Consider the following 15,466-nt stretch of genomic DNA (forward strand, 5'->3'; position numbering starts at 1 on the left):
GCGGCGTCCGCTCACTGCTATTTTGGCTTCGAAAAATCAGTAAAATCTGGGCTAAAAAACGGCGACGTGGTTACTTGAACTGCTCGGTCAGCGCAGGGACGACGTCGAACAGGTCGTCGACAATCCCGTAGTCGGCGATGTCGAAGATTGGCGCGTTCGGGTCGGTGTTGATGGCGATGATGGTGTCAGAGCCCTTCATCCCGGCGACGTGTTGGACTGCCCCAGAGATCCCGATGGCGATGTAGACGTCGGGGGTGACGACCTTGCCGGACTGGCCGACCTGGCGGTTCTTCGGCAACCAGCCGTTGTCCACGATTGGCCGCGAGGACGAAAGGGTCGCGCCCAGGGCGTCTGCGAGTTCCTGGACGAGTTCGATGTTCTCCTCTTCTTTGATACCGCGGCCGACGGAAACGAGGATGTCCGCGTCGGTGATGTCGACGTCGCCGCCGCCGACTTCCTCGAAGCCGGTGACGGTCGACTTGACGGCCGACTCGTCGATGGACGCTTCGAAGGAGACGACGTCTGCGTCACCGGTCTCCTCTGCGCCCGGCCACTCGCCGGGGCGGATGGTCAGGGCGACGTGGTCTGCGTCGACTTCCACCGTCGTCTCGACCTTCGAGCCGTACTGCTCGCGGGTCGCTTCGAGCGTCCCGTTATAGGAGAAGTCGATGGCGTCGGTGACCAGTGGCAGGTCGAGGTGGTTGGCGACGGCGGGTGCGTAGTCGAGGCCGTTTACGGAGTTCGGCATGAGCAGGGCACCCGGCTGGAGCTCGTCGTAGAGCTGGGTGATGACCTGCGTGTACACGTCGTGGTTGAACTCTTCGCCTTCGTCGACGGTGTGGATTGTGTCCACGCCTTCGCGGTTCAGTTTGTCCGCGAAGCCGGAGACGTCGCCGGAGATGACGGCGAGGTGGAGGTCGCCGCCGAGTTCGTCTGCGAGCTGGCGGCCAGCCGTGATGAGTTCGTAGCTGACGTCGCGGAGTTCGCCGCGGCGGTGTTCGGTGATTGCGAGTACGTCGCTCATGCCTGACCAACTCCTTTGTCGCGGAGGAATTCAGCAAGTTTCCCGGCGGTCTCGTCGGCGCTGCCCTCCCAGATGGTAGCGTCGCTCTCGGATTCTGGTTCGTACATGGAGGTGAGCGTAATCTCGCTCTCAGTGACCGAGGCGTCGAGCCCGAGGTCCTCGAAGGACTTCGGCGCGATTTCCTTGCTCTGGGCCTGCCGGATGCCGCGCAGCGACGCGTAGCGCGGTTCGTTGATACCCGTCTGGATGGTGAGAACCGCTGGCAGGTCGACGTCGGTGAGTTCCTCGACGCCGCCTTCGAGTTCCCGACGCAGGTGGGCGACGCCACCGTCGACATCGAGGTCGAGGGCGTTCACGACGGCCGCCCACTCGAAGCCGATAGCGTCGGCGAGCGAGACGCCGGTCGCGCCGAAGGCGTCGTCGCCGGCCTGGACGCCCGTCAGAACGAGGTCTGGCTGTTCGTCTTCGACCACGGCGGCGAGGATGTCGGTTTTGGTGGCGACGTCCACGAAGTCAGCACCGTCGAGGGCGTCGTCCCAGACGCGGATGGCGCGGTCTGCGCCTTTCGCGAGGGCCATGCGGATGGTTTCTTCTGACCGTTCGGGGCCGATGGTCACAGTAACGACTTCGACGTCGTCGTTTGCCTCGGCGATTTGGACGCCCTCCTCGACGGCGTAGTCGTCCCATTCGTTCAGGTCGTATTCGAGGTAGCGTTCGTCGATTTTGAGTCCGTCAATCTCGAACTCGTCTTCGACTTCTGCCACCTCCTTTACGGTGACAAGGACTTTCATGCTCATCCTAGGTCAAGCCCTACGCTGGTTAAACGTTTTCCAAACGTCTAACGAGGGACGCCGGGTTTAATTTTCGCCGCCGTGCTCGCGGTCAGGAAGGCTGATGAGGTTCTCACGGCCGATTCTGAGCTTTTCGATGCGGCCGGCCTCGTCCATCGCAGAGAGCAACTGGGAGACTTTCGCGTTCGACCAGCCCGTCTCCTTCACGATGGTCGCTTGCTTCATCCGGCCGCCCTCGGCCCGCAGGAGGCGTTCGACGCGCTCTTCGTCGCTCAACAGGTCGAGGTCCACCTCGGGTTCGTCGTCCGGTTCCGTGTCTTCCGGCTCGGGGTCGGTCTCCTGAGTCGTCGGTGTACTCACTGCTGTCGTTTCGCCGCCGTTCGTGCTCGACGTGGGCGTGGCCGGCGCGTCGTCTCTGTCGTGGCGGATGAACCACATGTACGCGGCGAGGCCGATGACCACGAACGCGAGGATGCCGAGGCCGAGTAGCGGCAAGTCGTTTCCTTCTGGGTCAACGCCGGGCGTCTCCGTGTCCGAGGGTCGGTACGTGACTTCGAGGTCTTCGGTGGTGAACGTGGTTGGGCCCTGCCAGCGCAGCGTCTCGTTGCGGAAGCCAATCGGCGCGCTGCTCACGGCGTAGCCCTCCGGCGGCCGAATAATCAACTGCTGGTCTGCCCGGAGTTGTGGCAGCCACGTCCCGCTCGACGTGTTGAACGCATCACCGACGCGGTATTCCTCTGCGGACACCTCTGCGAAATTCGTCCAGGTAAAAATGAGCGACAGCGTTCCCGTCTCGTTCTCGACGCTGTGGCTGTAGGCGACCCCCTTGATGGCCATTTCACGGCCCGTGTGCTCGCTTGCGAGTTTGCTCGCTCGCTTGAACACGTCGACGGAGAAGCCCACCTCCGATTCGCCATCCTCGAAGGAGGCGGCGAGTTTCTCGAACGCCTGTGTCTCGTTTTCGGTTTCGAGTGCGAACTGCGTCGAGACGGTCCAGCGGGCGTCTCCGTTCGGCTGTAGGTCGACGGTCATGGTCACGCCTTCGTTTGCCGGTTCGTCCTGGAGAGCAGTGGCTGGATGCCCGGGAACGTCGGCTACCACTCCCGGCACCGCAAAACTGAGGATGACGAGGAGGGCACAGCTTGCGGCAATGCGTGACCGCATACCTGTTTCTGCTCAGTACGGGGGCAAAACGCTTTCTATCGAGAATAAAACGTCTCAGGCGTCTTTAAACAGTCTCGGGGCCGCTCAGACGCTCGCTGAACCACTGACGAAGCTTCAACTGCCTTTTTGTACTGGCACTGGTAACAAGAATACTAGATGCGCCGCACGTTCGCTTTCGCTCTCGCGCTGGTCGTCTTGCTCTCCTCCAGCGCGGTGGCCGTCCCCGTCGCCGGGCCGACCTACGCACAGGTCGAACCCGTCGTCCCCGCCGACAATACGACGGCCTACCTCACCATCGCCGAGGGCAACGTCGAACGCACCGGCTACGGCATCGCGTCGCTCGACGTGGCTGCGACGCTCTCTGCGCAAAACGACGGCTTGCACGCGAGGCTGAATTCACTGACGCTCGAAGAGCGACTCGCAACTGCTGGAAGCGAAGAAGAACGACAAATCATTATCCAGAGCGAGGCAGACCAGTTAACCGCGGAAGTAAACGCCCTCGAAAAGCGCAAACTCGACGCGCTCTCCGCGTACAATAGCGGCGACCTCACCTCGGACCAGCTACTCCGCGAACTCGCCACCATCTGGATGGTGGCCACCGCGCTCGAAGACCGGGTCGACACCGTCGAATCTGCGGCCGACGACATCACGCGCTCTCGCATCGCCAAGGAGATTTCCCTCGCCAGAGCGTCACTCCTCGAACTGCAAGGCCCCATCCGCGAACACTCCGCGCTGGTCGTCGAAGGGCGCGCGACGCCACGGACCGTGTACCTCGAAACCTCTGACTCCGCTATCGTCCTCGCGACCATCGCGGGCGACGAGTACGTCCGCGAAGTGTCTGTCCCCTCCGCCCGCAACCCGACGGCTCCAGACCAGTACGACGGCGACCTCGATAAGGTGGAGTCACGCGCAGAGGAACTCCACCCGTGGGCGCTCGAAAACAGTCGAAGCAGAAACTACGGGTCGCCCGAACTCGGCTTCGTCGGCATCTATCCGTTCCAGTTCCCACACAGTCAGGGAATACTCCAGAGTTACCTCGACGGCGGAACCGGCGAAATATTCTACGAGATACAGCACAAGGACCTGGACGAAGTGCCCACGAACGCACCGCAGACCACGACCAACGACAGCCTCACGCTGACCGTCGAGACGACCCACGGGAGCGGCCCGATGAATCTCACGCTCGTCGATGCGGACACGGGCGACCCCGTCGATGGCACGATTTCGATAAACGGCCAGCAGGTAGCAACCACCGGTGAGGACGGCACCGTCTGGGTCATCCAACCGCGCGACCGCGGGACGGTCATCGCCTCGGCCAACGGCCGCTCGGTTCGCGCGTCCGTCGCGTAACTTTTTATCGAAAGCCGAGGCCAGGGGCCTTGTGTCCCGTCGTGGAACCTCGCCCGTGCTCGGCGTCGTCCTCCTGACCCTGCTCACCGTCGTCGGTGCGGGGTTCGTCGGAGCGACGGTCCTGCAGTCCAGTCCGGCCTCGCCTGCGCCGCAAGCGGTCATCGACGTGACCGTGAATCCCGACACGGGCCAGTTCACGTTCGTCCTCCGTGGCGGCGATTCGCTCTCGATCGCCGCGCTCTCGATTCAGATTTCGATAAACGACGAGCCACTCGCCCAGCAGCCACCAGTTCCGTTCTTCGCGGCCACCGGCTTCGAGAGCGGGCCGACCGGTCCGTTCAACGTCGCCTCGGACGACGAGTGGTCGGCGGGCGAGGAGGCGACGGTCGCATTCGCGGCGACGAACCGCCCAGCTGTGGCTCCGGGGGATACTGTCACCGTCCGCATCATCTCGGAAAACAGAACGGTCGCCGTCGCGGAGGTGGTCGTTCTAGTTCTCGGGTGCGCGGGCGACGGTGACGATGGCGATCTCGGGACTGTAGCTCGGCCCCATGAGCGTGTGCTCTACGTCCACGAAGCCGGCCTCGCTGAACATCCGGTCTGCCTCGGCCTCGTCGTAGAACAGCATCATCGCGTCCGCGAGCTTGCCCATGACGAAGTTCCGCGGGTGGTTCGGGCCGACGATGAGTACTTTGTTGCCGGGTTTGACGACGCGGCGAATCTCGCGCAGGGCCGTGACTGGTTCCGGCCAGTATTCGATAGAGCCTGACGACCAGACCTTGTCGAACTGGCCGTCGCGGAAGGGCAGACGCTCTGCGTCGCCCCGGTAGAACTTCACCGTGTCGCGCTTGCCGAGCTTCGCCCACGCCTTTTCGAGCTGGTGGATGCTCTGGTCCAGGCCGTGAACGTCGTCGGTGTACTGGAGGATTCCCTCGGTGGCGAAGCCGGTCCCACAGCCGACGTCGAGGACGCGGTCGCCGTCTTGGATGTCGATCAATTCGAGGGCCTCAGCACGCATCTCCTCGTTCCAGATGTACGGGTTCACCTGGTCGTACACCTTGGAGAGGTACTTGTAGAACAGGCGGGCACGGCCCTTGTGCTCGAGGACTCCCATTGGTCGAGCCTAGGGAAGGGTGCGGCATAACTCTGCGGATATATGACCGCCAGTCCGTGGTGATGTGTCACGATTCCTCCCGTACGTACGCGAACGTATTCGCAACTACCATATAGGCGCTTGTGCAAGTTTCGGCTGATATAAGAATGGCTAGGCCAGAGGTTCTCGACCGAATCAAAGAGGCCGAGCGGGAGGCCGATGAAATTGTAGAACAGGCCGAGACCGCGCGCAAAGAACGGATTGCGGAGGCACGCGAGCGTGCTGAAGCGATTCGCGAAGAGGCCCACGAGGAGGCCCGCGAGCTTGAAGAAGAACGACTTGCCTCGGCAGAGGAAGAGATCGAAGCCGAACGCAAGGAAATTCTCGCAGCAGGTGAAGCGGAACGTGAGGCCCTCGAAGAACGCGCGCAGTCGCGGGTAGACGACGTCGTCTCCTTCGTCGTCGAAACCTTCGAGGAGGCGGTTCATGCTCAGACCTAAGCAAATGAGCCGTGTCTCGGTGACCGGCTCAAAATCCGTCATGGGCGAGGTCATCGAGACTGTCCACGACCTGAACATGGTGCACCTCTCCGAGTACGACGGTGCCTGGGACGGGTTCGCTCCCGGCGACCCAGTCTCCGGTGCCGACGACGCTTCGGAGAAACTCGTCACCGTGCGCTCGATTCAGAGCATCCTCGACGTCGACGCGGAAGATGCGGGACCGACGCGCATCGTCACCGACGACGCCCTCGAAGAGGAACTCGAAGAGATTCGTACCGAAGTAAATCGACTCGACGACCGTCGGGACGAGCTTCGAGACGAGCTCCGCGCGGTCGAAGATCGCATCGACACGATGGAACCGTTCGCCGCACTCGGCATCGACCTCGACTTGCTGTCGGGGTACGACTCGGTGTCCGTCACCGTGGGCGAAGGGAAAGCCGACGTCGTCGAGCGGGCACTGCTCGCAGCAGACGACGTCAAAGCCTTCGAGATGTACACGAGCGACAAGGCAATCGCCGTCGTCGCTCGGCTCGCAGACGACGCGACGCTTGACGACATCCTCGTCGGCAACGCGTTCACGCCGCTCGACATCCCCGATGCAGAGGGGAGTCCTGCGGAGTACATCGAAGAACTCCGCCACCGCGCCCAGCAGCTTCGCTCGAAGCTCAACAGCGTGGAGTCGGAAATCGAGAGTCTGAAACTCGATGCAGCGGGCTTCCTGCTCGCCGCAGAGGAGCGACTCTCCATCGACGTCCAGAAGCGCGAGGCACCACTGACGTTCGCGACGACCGAGAACGCGTTCGTCGCCGAAGGCTGGGTGCCAACCGAGCGCTACTCGACGTTCGCAAGCGCGCTCAAGGACGCCGTCGGTGACCACGTGGAAATCGACGAACTCGAGCGTGCAGACTACGACGAAGAAGGCCACGCACACGCGACAGAACCAGCAAAGTCTGGCGCAGGTGCGGCAGCCACCGACGGTGGCACCACGATGGGCCACGGCAACCCGCCGGTCATCCAGGACAACCCTGCTGGCACGGTCAAGCCGTTCGAAGCCCTCACGGGTGTCATCAACCGGCCGAAGTACTCGGAACTCGACCCAACGGTCATCCTGTTCCTGACCTTCCCGGCCTTCTTCGGCTTCATGATTGGTGACCTCGGGTACGGACTGATTTACATGGGGCTCGGCTACCTCATCTACAGTCGGTTCGAGAACGAAGTCGTCAAGAGTCTCGGCGGAATCGCGATGTGGGCCGGTGGATTCACGGCGCTGTTCGGTATCCTGTACGGCGAAATATTCGGGTTACACCAACTCGGGGAAATCGTCTGGGCAGGACACCCGCCAATCCACAAAGGTCTGCAGCCGGAATACGCTGATTACGCCTCGACGTGGCTCGTCCTGAGCCTGCTGCTCGGGCTTGCTCACATGACCATCGGGTACATCTTCGGCTTCGTCGACTTCCTCTCACACGGTGTCAAAGACGCCGTCCTCGAGAAGGGGTCGTGGGTCGTCCTGATGCTCGGCGTCTGGGGCTGGATTTTCAGCCAACACGCCGCCGACTCGAAGCCCGAATTCATGTTCACCGTGTTCAACGGGCAGCCGTTCGCCCTCGGCTTCGGTGGCTTCTCGGAGGCAACTGGTCTCGCTATGCTCGGTGTCGCGGGTATCGGCCTCGTGATGCTGCTGGCTGGTGAGGGCGCCATTGGCCTCCTCGAGAGCCTGAACGTCGTCGTGAACGTCCTGTCGTACACGCGTATCGCCGCGGTGCTGCTCGCGAAGGCGGGCATGGCATTCGTGGTGAACCTGCTCGTGTTCGGCGCGTACGTCCACGACGGCGCGTTCCACCTGATCTTCTTCAGCGAGAAGTCGTTGGCGGAGATTCCTGCAGAAGAAGTAATGTTCGCCGGGATGCTCAACGGTTCCTCGCCAACTGAGCTGTTACTCGGCGCCATCGCCGGACTTGTCATCCTCGTCATCGGGCACCTGCTCGTGTTGGTGCTCGGTATCACCAGCGCCGGTCTACAGGCCGTGCGTCTGGAGTATGTCGAGTTCTTTGGGAAGTTTTATGAAGGCGGTGGGGAGAAGTACCAACCGTTCGGCTACGAGAGAACGTACACCACTGAGGACTAAGTAAAACCACAAATCACAATGTTCGAAACTATCATGACTCTGATGAGCGTCGTACTGCAAGAAGGAAGCACTGAGGCTGTCGCAGCCATCCCACCAACGGCTGCCGCCGCCCTCGCTGTCGGTCTCGCTGCGTTCGGTGCAGGCTACGCAGAGCGCGGTATTGGCGCCGCTGCAGTCGGCGCAATCGCAGAAGACGACGAGATGTTCGGTCGCGGGCTCATCCTCACGGTCCTTCCTGAGACGCTCGTGATTCTCGCACTCGTTGTCGTGTTCGTGGTCTAAACACCCCTTCTCTTTCACCCATGAGTCTCGAGACAGTTGTTGAGGATATCCGGGAAGAAGCCCGCGCGCGTGCGGAAGAGATACGCGCAGAGGGCGAGGAGCGTGCCGAAGAGCTTGTCTCTGAGGCCGAATCCGACGCCGCGGAGATTCTCGACGAACGAGAGCGGGAAGTAGAGCGCGAAATCACACAGATGCGAGAGCAGCAGCTATCGAGTGCGAAGCTAGAGGCCAAGCAAAAGCGCCTTGAAGCACGCCGCAACGTCCTGGCACAGGTTCGCGAGGACGTCGAAGTGGCAATCGCAAACCTCGAAGGCGACACTCGTGAGGAGCTCACCCGTGAGCTGCTCGATGTCGCAAGCGAGGAGTTCGACGACGGCGACGATGTCACGATCTACGGCCGTGCCGACGACGCTGCACTGCTCGAAACCCTTGCAGACGAGTACGACTACGCCTACGCTGGCGAATACGACTGCCTCGGCGGCGTCGTGCTCGAGAGTGAGAAGTCGCGTATCCGTGTCAACAACACGTTTGACTCGGTACTCGACCGTGTCTGGGAGAACAACCTGAAAGAAACAAGCGAGCGGTTATTCGACCAATGAAGGCACGGGTGACCGACACCAGTTCGAACTACGAGTACGTCACTGCACGTGTTCGGTCGCGCCGGGCAGCGCTGTTCAGCGAAGAGGACTACCGCAAACTCGTCCGGATGGGTCCTGGCGAGATTGCGCGCTTCATGGAGGAGACGGAGTACGAAGAGGAGATGAATGCACTCGGCTCCCGCTACAGCGGCGTCGACCTCATCGAGTTCGCCCTCAACCGGAATCTGGCGAAGCACTTCAACGACCTGCTTCGCTGGGCGGACGGCAAACTCTACGACTACATCGCCCGGTACCTCCGGAAGTTCGACGCCTGGAACGTCAAGACGATTATCCGCGGCATCTACGCGGACTCTGCCCGCGAAGACGTCGAGGCCGACCTCGTGCGTGCAGGCGAATTCGACGACGACTTCCTCGCCCGTCTCACCGAAGCGACGGACATCGAGGACGTCGTGGACATGCTTTCGGGCACGATTTTCGGCAAGCCACTCGCTGCCGCGTACCCCGAATACGAGGAAAAGGGCGTTCTCGTCCCCCTCGAAAACGCCATCGACCGTGCCTTCTACGGCACGCTCGTGAACGCGCTGCCGCCGGAACCGGACCGCGCGACGGGACTCTACGTCGAGTTCCTCCGCGCAGAGATTGACTTCCGTAACGTCCGCAACGCGCTTCGTCTCGCACGAAGTGGTGCGGACATTGACCCGTCTGAATACTTTATCGACGGCGGACGACTCTTCTCTGCGACGGAAATGCGCCAACTCGTCTCCAACACTGACGAGCTGGTCGCACGCATCCGCGACGGACCGTACGGCGACGACCTTTCTGCGGCCCTCGACCAGCTCGAAGCCGCAGACAGCCTCATCGCGTTCGAGCACGCGCTCGACGAGGCCCTGCTCGAATACTCCGACCACCTGAGTCACGCCTTCCCACTGTCGGTGTGCCCGGTGCTCGCGTACATCCTCGCCAAAGAGCGCGAGGTCGAGAACATCCGCGCCATCGCGCGCGGCCTCGAGGCAGGACTCGAAGCAGACGAAATTGAAGACGAACTGGTGATACAATGAGCCAGGAAATTGCCGTGATTGGAAGCCCCGACTTCACGACGGGCTTTCGGCTTGCGGGTGTCCGCAAGTTCGAGAACGTCGCAGAAGAGGACAAAGAGACAGAACTGGACGACGCCGTCCAGCGCATCCTCGACGACGAGAATGTCGGGATTGTCGTCATGCACGACCCCGACCTCGAATACCTCTCACGCAACGTTCGCAATAACGTCGAAACAAGCGTTGAACCGACGCTCGTGACGCTCGGAGGTGGCGCCGGCAGTGGCGGCCTCCGCGACAAGATCAAGCGGGCTATCGGTATCGACCTGATGGAGCAAGACTAAACCATGAGCCAAGCAACCGAATCCGACACCGTACGACAAGATGGTGTCATCGAGAGCGTGAGCGGTCCCGTTGTGACCGCCACGGACCTCGAAGCCCGAATGAACGACGTCGTGTACGTCGGCCACGAAGGTCTGATGGGCGAGGTCATCGAAATCGAAGGTAACCTGACGACGATTCAGGTCTACGAGGAAACGTCCAACGTCGCACCCGGCGAACCGGTCGAGAGTACCGGCGAACCGCTCACCGTCGACCTCGGACCGGGGATGCTGTACTCCATCTACGATGGTGTCCAGCGCCCACTCGACGTCCTTGAAGAGAAGATGGGTGCCTTCCTCGACCGTGGTGTCGACGCCCCTGGTGTCGACCTTGAAAAGACGTGGGAATTCACTCCTACCGTCGACGCAGGCGACGAAGTCGCACCGGGCGACATCGTTGGCACGGTCCCAGAGACCGAGAGTATCGAGCACAAAGTGATGGTCCCGCCAGACTTCGAAGGCGGCGTCGTTGCCTCCACCGAATCGGGCAACTTCAACGTCGAAGAGCCGGTCGTCGAACTCGAAAACGGCGAGGAAATCACGATGCGACAGGAATGGCCAGTGCGTAAGGCACGCCCAACGGTCAGCAAGAAGACCCCACGCGAACCACTCGTCACGGGTCAGCGTATCCAGGACGGCCTGTTCCCAATCGCGAAAGGTGGGACGGCCGCAATCCCAGGCCCATTCGGGTCCGGGAAGACGGTTACCCAGCAGCAGCTTGCCAAGTGGTCCGACGCAGACATCGTTGTCTACATCGGCTGTGGTGAGCGCGGTAACGAGATGACCGAGGTTATCGACGACTTCCCGAACCTGGAGGACCCAAAGACCGGGAAGCCGCTCATGAGCCGTACCTGCCTCATCGCAAACACGTCCAACATGCCCGTCGCAGCGCGTGAGTCCTGTGTGTACACGGGAATCACTATCGCTGAATTCTACCGCGACATGGGATACGACGTTGCACTGATGGCAGACTCCACGTCTCGCTGGGCAGAGGCAATGCGTGAAATCTCCTCGCGTCTCGAAGAGATGCCCGGTGAAGAAGGGTACCCAGCGTACCTTTCGGCACGTCTTTCCCAGTTCTACGAGCGTGCAGGAATGTTCGAGAACATGAACGGCACGGAAGGGTCGATTTCCGTTGTGGGTGCAGTCAGCCCACCAGGCGGTGACTTCTCCGAACCAGTTACGCAGAACACTCTGCGTATCGTCAAAACGTTCTGGGCACTCGACGCAGACTTAGCAGAGCGTCGTCACTTCCCATCCATCAATTGGAACGAGTCCTACTCGCTCTACCGTGAGCAGCTCGACCCATGGTTCGTCGAGAATGTCGCCGAAGACTGGCCAGAAACGCGCCAGTGGGCGGTCGACGTGCTCGACGAGGAAACGGAACTCCGAGAGATTGTCCAGCTCGTCGGTAAGGACGCCCTCCCAGCAGACCAGCAGCTGACCCTCGAAGTCGCTCGCTACCTACGTGAGGCATTCCTCCAGCAGAACGCATTCCACGACGTGGATACGTTCTGCCCACCGGAGAAAACCTACCGCATCATTCTGGCAATCAAGACGTTCAACGATGAGGCGTTCAAGGCACTCGAAGCCGGTCTCCCAGTCGAGGAGATTACGGCTATCAGTGCAGCGCCACGTCTGAACCGTATCGGAACGGCTGAGGACTACAACGAGTTCATCGACGACCTCGAAGCCGAAATCACCGAACAACTCCGGGAGCTCTACTAATGAAAGAGTACCAGACAATCACCGAAATCAGTGGCCCGCTGGTGTTCGTCGAAGTCGACGAACCAATTGGGTACGACGAAATCGTCGAAATCGAGACGCCTGAAGGCGAGATCAAGCGTGGTCAGGTGCTCGAATCGAGTACTGGTCTCGTGGCCATTCAGGTCTTCGAAGGTACAACCGGTCTCAACCGCAAGGCATCCGTCCGCTTCCTTGGCGAGACGATGAAGATGCCAGTGACCGAGGACCTTCTCGGGCGCGTCATGGACGGGTCGGGCAAGCCAATCGACGGCGGCCCTGACATCGTCCCAGAAGAGCGCCGCGACATCGTGGGTGAAGCAATTAACCCGTACTCGCGTGAGTACCCAGAGGAGTTCATCCAGACGGGTGTCTCCTCCATCGACGGCATGAACACCCTCGTGCGCGGCCAGAAACTGCCGATTTTCTCGGCATCTGGTCTGCCACACAACGACCTCGCACTCCAGATTGCTCGTCAGGCGACCGTGCCTGAGGAAGCAGGCGACGAAGGCGAGGGCACCGAGTTCGCCGTGATTTTCGGTGCGATGGGTATCACCGCAGAAGAGGCAAACGAGTTCATGGAAGACTTCGAGCGCACGGGCGCACTCGAACGCTCTGTGGTCTTCATGAACCTGGCAGACGACCCCGCAGTCGAGCGGACGGTCACGCCGCGCCTCGCACTCACCACCGCAGAGTACCTGGCCTTCGAGAAGGGCTACCACGTGCTCGTCATCCTGACGGACATGACCAACTACTGTGAGGCACTCCGTGAAATCGGTGCCGCACGTGAGGAGGTTCCTGGTCGACGTGGGTACCCAGGTTACATGTACACTGACCTTGCTACGCTCTACGAGCGTGCAGGCCGCATCAAGGGTCGTGAGGGGACGGTTACGCAGATTCCGATTCTCACGATGCCTGGTGACGACGACACGCACCCAATCCCTGACCTGACCGGCTACATTACGGAAGGGCAGATTGTGATGGACCGTGACCTGAACAGTCAGGGTCTCGAGCCACCAGTGAACGTGCTCCCATCTCTCTCCCGTCTCATGGACGACGGTATCGGCGAAGGTCTCACCCGTGACGACCACGCCGACGTCTCTGACCAGATGTACGCCGCGTACGCAGAGGGTGAGGACCTTCGTGACCTCGTGAACATTGTCGGTCGCGAGGCACTCAGCGAGCGTGACAACAAGTACCTCGACTTCGCAGAGCGCTTCGAAAATGAGTTCGTCCAGCAGGGTACACACACGAACCGTTCGATTGAGGAAACCCTCAACATCGGCTGGAACCTGCTCTCGATGCTGCCAAAAGAAGAGCTCAACCGCATCGACGAAGAGCTCATCGAGAAGTACTACGAGGAAGCAGACGCTATCGAGGCGGAGGCATAAGGGCATCCCGCCCGTAGGAGTCTACCATGGCCACTGACGTCAAACCAACTCGGAAAAACCTGATGGCGATCGAAGATCGCATCGACCTCTCCGAGCGAGGCCACGGCACGCTTGAGAAGAAGCGTGACGGCCTCATCATGGAGTTCATGGACATCCTCGACCAGGCCCGGGACGTCCGCGCCGGTGTCGAGGAGAACTATCAGCGCGCCCAGCGGACCATCAACATGGCCCGCGCGATGGAAGGCGACGTCGCCGTTCGTGGTGCCGCCGCCGCCCTCAAGGAACACCCAGAGATTACGACCCAATCGAAAAACATCATGGGCGTCGTCGTGCCACAAATCGAGTCGTCGCGCGTCAAAAAGACGCTCGACCAGCGTGGCTACGGCGTGCTCGGAACCAGCGCTCGCATCGACGAAACCGCAGACGCCTACGAGGAATTGCTCGACAGCATCATCCTCGCGGCCGAGGTGGAGACGGCGATGAAGAAGATGCTCGACGAAATCGAGACGACCAAGCGTCGTGTCAACGCACTCGAGTTCAAGCTGCTGCCCGAACTGTACGAGGGCCAAGAGTTCATCGAGCAGAAACTCGAAGAGCAAGAGCGCGAAGAGATCTTCCGACTGAAGAAGATCAAAGCGAAGAAAGAGGAAGAGGAGAAAGCAGCCCGCGAGGCCGACGAGGCCCAGCCGGTGCCTGCTGACGACTGACTTCGCAAACCACCATTCTCATTGTTTCACGGCGAGAAGCCGTGGCTATGGACTGTCCGAACTGCGGGTCGCCCGTCGTCGCGTTCGAGGTGCCCGAGGACTTGCGTGACACCGTCGCCGGCGAAGAACCAGTCGTCGCGCTGTGTACGCGCTGTCTCACGCTCTCGCCGGCGACCACGCCCGACGCAGACCCCGACTTCTCGCGGGTGAGTCGGGAGTTCCCGACGCTTCGTGGCGCGAGCGTCCCGATGGCGCTGTTGCTCGGGTTGCTCTCATCGCTCGCAGTGAATCGGGCAGAAATCGAGCGCCTCGTCGAGCGTGTCGAGCGGACGGGTACGGACCCCCTGCTCGTGTTAGACCGTCTTGCACGCGACCCAGACATCGAGGCGGCAACGGACCTCCGGGGCAGACAGACGCAACTCGAACAGTTTCTCGACTAGCGGAACTCGTCGGTGATGTCGAACGCCTCCTCGCGGAGTGATTCGTAGTAGTTCTCAGCCCACTCGACGGCGGCGGGGGTGTCGTTCGTGATGACGCCTTCCATTCGGCCGTCGTTGTAGATGATGACGCTCACGAGGGTTGGGCCGTCTTCGTGGGTGGTGAGCGCGAACCCGAAGGGAACCGTATCGGTCTGGAGAACGCGAAAGTTGCCGGTCTCGACCATCTTCTCCATGGCTTCTCGGTTGTCTTCTGCGAAGTAGTTGAGCAGTGACTCCTGATGGATTTTCTCTGCGTCGAGGCCGTCCTGGATGCAGTCTAAAAACCAGTTCAGCGTGTTCGCCTGCGAGATGGTGTGCGTGACGCCTCGGTGGGTCGTTGCAGACCGCAACTGCGCTTCGAGGTGGTTTACGGGTTCGTGGGCCGCCGGCGGGGTCGATTCGTAGACGGTACATCCAGAGAGCAGGTCGGTCGTGATGGGGGCGTCCGCCGAGAGGTGCGAGAGGAGCTCTTTGGCTTCGTTCACGGTGGCCGATTCGTCGATGAACTCGTAGTAGACTTCAACGGCGAGGCGCCCGCTCAGCGTCGCCTGATACCCCTCGGTGCCGCGTTCGGCGAAGCCGTGGGTCATGAGTTCGCGCAGGCCGCGGTCCACGGTCGACCGCGAAACGCCGAGGCGGTCTACCAGTGCCGGCTTCTGTGCCGGCTCGTCGATGATGGCCTCCAGCAGCTCGCCGCGCCGGGTCAGTACTGACACCAATGCTTCTGGGGGTTCTGTCGAGGCCATCTGTTCCTGACCGGTCTTGCGAGTGGACAGGTAATAATTTTCTGGTACTTATGTT

Annotated in this window: 17 protein-coding genes and 1 pseudogene; 12 read left to right on the forward strand and 6 right to left on the reverse strand. The window is 61.3% G+C overall.

Translation table 11 applies throughout. The features are described from left to right. Positions 1 to 70: 70 nt before the first annotated feature. From P1M51_RS00395 to P1M51_RS00405, 3 genes are all read right to left on the reverse strand, one after another. Positions 71 to 1,024 (reverse strand): electron transfer flavoprotein subunit alpha/FixB family protein, encoded by a 954-nt coding sequence (locus P1M51_RS00395; RefSeq protein WP_276246206.1) that lies wholly within the window; start codon positions 1,022 to 1,024, stop codon positions 71 to 73. Continuing rightward, positions 1,021 to 1,815, reverse strand: coding sequence for an electron transfer flavoprotein subunit beta/FixA family protein (locus P1M51_RS00400; RefSeq protein WP_276246207.1), 795 nt, complete (start codon positions 1,813 to 1,815; stop codon positions 1,021 to 1,023). The genes P1M51_RS00395 and P1M51_RS00400 overlap by 4 nt, the downstream gene beginning before the upstream one ends. A 66-nt stretch (positions 1,816 to 1,881) precedes the next feature. Beyond that, positions 1,882 to 2,979 (reverse strand): hypothetical protein, encoded by a 1,098-nt coding sequence (locus tag P1M51_RS00405; protein ID WP_276246208.1) that lies wholly within the window; start codon positions 2,977 to 2,979, stop codon positions 1,882 to 1,884. Between the two features lie 156 nt (positions 2,980 to 3,135). Between P1M51_RS00405 and P1M51_RS00410 the strand changes: the two genes are divergently transcribed. Both P1M51_RS00410 and P1M51_RS20070 read left to right on the forward strand, forming a co-directional pair. Beyond that, positions 3,136 to 4,329 (forward strand): hypothetical protein, encoded by a 1,194-nt coding sequence (locus P1M51_RS00410; protein WP_276274731.1) that lies wholly within the window; start codon positions 3,136 to 3,138, stop codon positions 4,327 to 4,329. A 55-nt stretch (positions 4,330 to 4,384) separates the two neighbouring features. Beyond that, positions 4,385 to 4,534: pseudogene (locus tag P1M51_RS20070) on the forward strand (type IV pilin); the annotation flags it as partial. Positions 4,535 to 4,575: 41 nt separating this feature from the next. On the opposite strand, the gene P1M51_RS00415 reads toward P1M51_RS20070, so the two are convergent. Both P1M51_RS00415 and P1M51_RS00420 read right to left on the reverse strand, forming a co-directional pair. Then, positions 4,576 to 4,767 (reverse strand): hypothetical protein, encoded by a 192-nt coding sequence (locus P1M51_RS00415; RefSeq protein WP_276246210.1) that lies wholly within the window; start codon positions 4,765 to 4,767, stop codon positions 4,576 to 4,578. Positions 4,768 to 4,819: 52 nt separating this feature from the next. After that, positions 4,820 to 5,443, reverse strand: a complete 624-nt coding sequence (locus tag P1M51_RS00420) for a methyltransferase domain-containing protein (protein WP_276246211.1) — start codon at positions 5,441 to 5,443, stop codon at positions 4,820 to 4,822. Between the two features lie 146 nt (positions 5,444 to 5,589). Here P1M51_RS00420 and ahaH point away from each other — a divergent pair, with 146 nt between their 5' ends. The 10 genes from ahaH to P1M51_RS00470 are packed head-to-tail and all read left to right on the forward strand — an operon-like array spanning position 5,590 to position 14,626. Next, on the forward strand, positions 5,590 to 5,922 hold the full coding sequence (gene ahaH / locus P1M51_RS00425) for an ATP synthase archaeal subunit H (RefSeq protein ID WP_276246212.1): 333 nt from the start codon (positions 5,590 to 5,592) through the stop codon (positions 5,920 to 5,922). Next, the gene (locus P1M51_RS00430) at positions 5,909 to 8,050 is read left to right on the forward strand and encodes a V-type ATP synthase subunit I (RefSeq protein ID WP_276246213.1); all 2,142 of its coding nucleotides are present in this window, start codon (positions 5,909 to 5,911) and stop codon (positions 8,048 to 8,050) included. Before ahaH ends, P1M51_RS00430 begins: the two co-directional genes overlap by 14 nt. Positions 8,051 to 8,068: 18 nt before the next feature. Continuing rightward, positions 8,069 to 8,332: a F0F1 ATP synthase subunit C gene (locus tag P1M51_RS00435; protein ID WP_276246214.1), complete on the forward strand. Its 264-nt coding sequence runs from the start codon at positions 8,069 to 8,071 to the stop codon at positions 8,330 to 8,332. 20 nt (positions 8,333 to 8,352) lie between these two features. Continuing rightward, positions 8,353 to 8,931 (forward strand): V-type ATP synthase subunit E, encoded by a 579-nt coding sequence (locus P1M51_RS00440; protein WP_276246215.1) that lies wholly within the window; start codon positions 8,353 to 8,355, stop codon positions 8,929 to 8,931. Next, positions 8,928 to 9,989, forward strand: a complete 1,062-nt coding sequence (locus tag P1M51_RS00445) for a V-type ATP synthase subunit C (RefSeq protein WP_276246216.1) — start codon at positions 8,928 to 8,930, stop codon at positions 9,987 to 9,989. Before P1M51_RS00440 ends, P1M51_RS00445 begins: the two co-directional genes overlap by 4 nt. Beyond that, positions 9,986 to 10,309 carry a V-type ATP synthase subunit F gene (locus P1M51_RS00450; protein ID WP_276246217.1) on the forward strand — a complete coding sequence of 108 codons (324 nt, stop codon included), beginning with the start codon at positions 9,986 to 9,988 and terminating at the stop codon, positions 10,307 to 10,309. Before P1M51_RS00445 ends, P1M51_RS00450 begins: the two co-directional genes overlap by 4 nt. Before the next feature lie 3 nt (positions 10,310 to 10,312). Next, positions 10,313 to 12,073 carry an ATP synthase subunit A gene (locus tag P1M51_RS00455; protein ID WP_276246218.1) on the forward strand — a complete coding sequence of 587 codons (1,761 nt, stop codon included), beginning with the start codon at positions 10,313 to 10,315 and terminating at the stop codon, positions 12,071 to 12,073. Further along, complete coding sequence (locus P1M51_RS00460; protein WP_276246219.1) at positions 12,073 to 13,479, forward strand: ATP synthase subunit B; 1,407 nt, start codon at positions 12,073 to 12,075, stop codon at positions 13,477 to 13,479. The genes P1M51_RS00455 and P1M51_RS00460 overlap by 1 nt, the downstream gene beginning before the upstream one ends. A gap of 26 nt (positions 13,480 to 13,505) precedes the next feature. Further along, positions 13,506 to 14,186: a V-type ATP synthase subunit D gene (locus P1M51_RS00465; protein WP_276246220.1), complete on the forward strand. Its 681-nt coding sequence runs from the start codon at positions 13,506 to 13,508 to the stop codon at positions 14,184 to 14,186. A gap of 47 nt (positions 14,187 to 14,233) precedes the next feature. After that, a complete protein-coding gene (locus P1M51_RS00470) occupies positions 14,234 to 14,626 on the forward strand; it encodes a DUF6276 family protein (RefSeq protein ID WP_276246221.1) in 393 nt (130 codons plus the stop codon). Here P1M51_RS00470 and P1M51_RS00475 read toward each other — a convergent pair. After that, positions 14,623 to 15,381 carry a winged helix-turn-helix domain-containing protein gene (locus P1M51_RS00475; protein WP_276274732.1) on the reverse strand — a complete coding sequence of 253 codons (759 nt, stop codon included), beginning with the start codon at positions 15,379 to 15,381 and terminating at the stop codon, positions 14,623 to 14,625. The two genes, P1M51_RS00470 and P1M51_RS00475, sit on opposite strands and share 4 nt — an antisense overlap. Positions 15,382 to 15,466: the final 85 nt, after the last annotated feature.

Source organism: Haladaptatus sp. QDMS2 (assembly GCF_029338295.1).
Taxonomy (GTDB): Archaea; Halobacteriota; Halobacteria; order Halobacteriales; family Halococcaceae; genus QDMS2.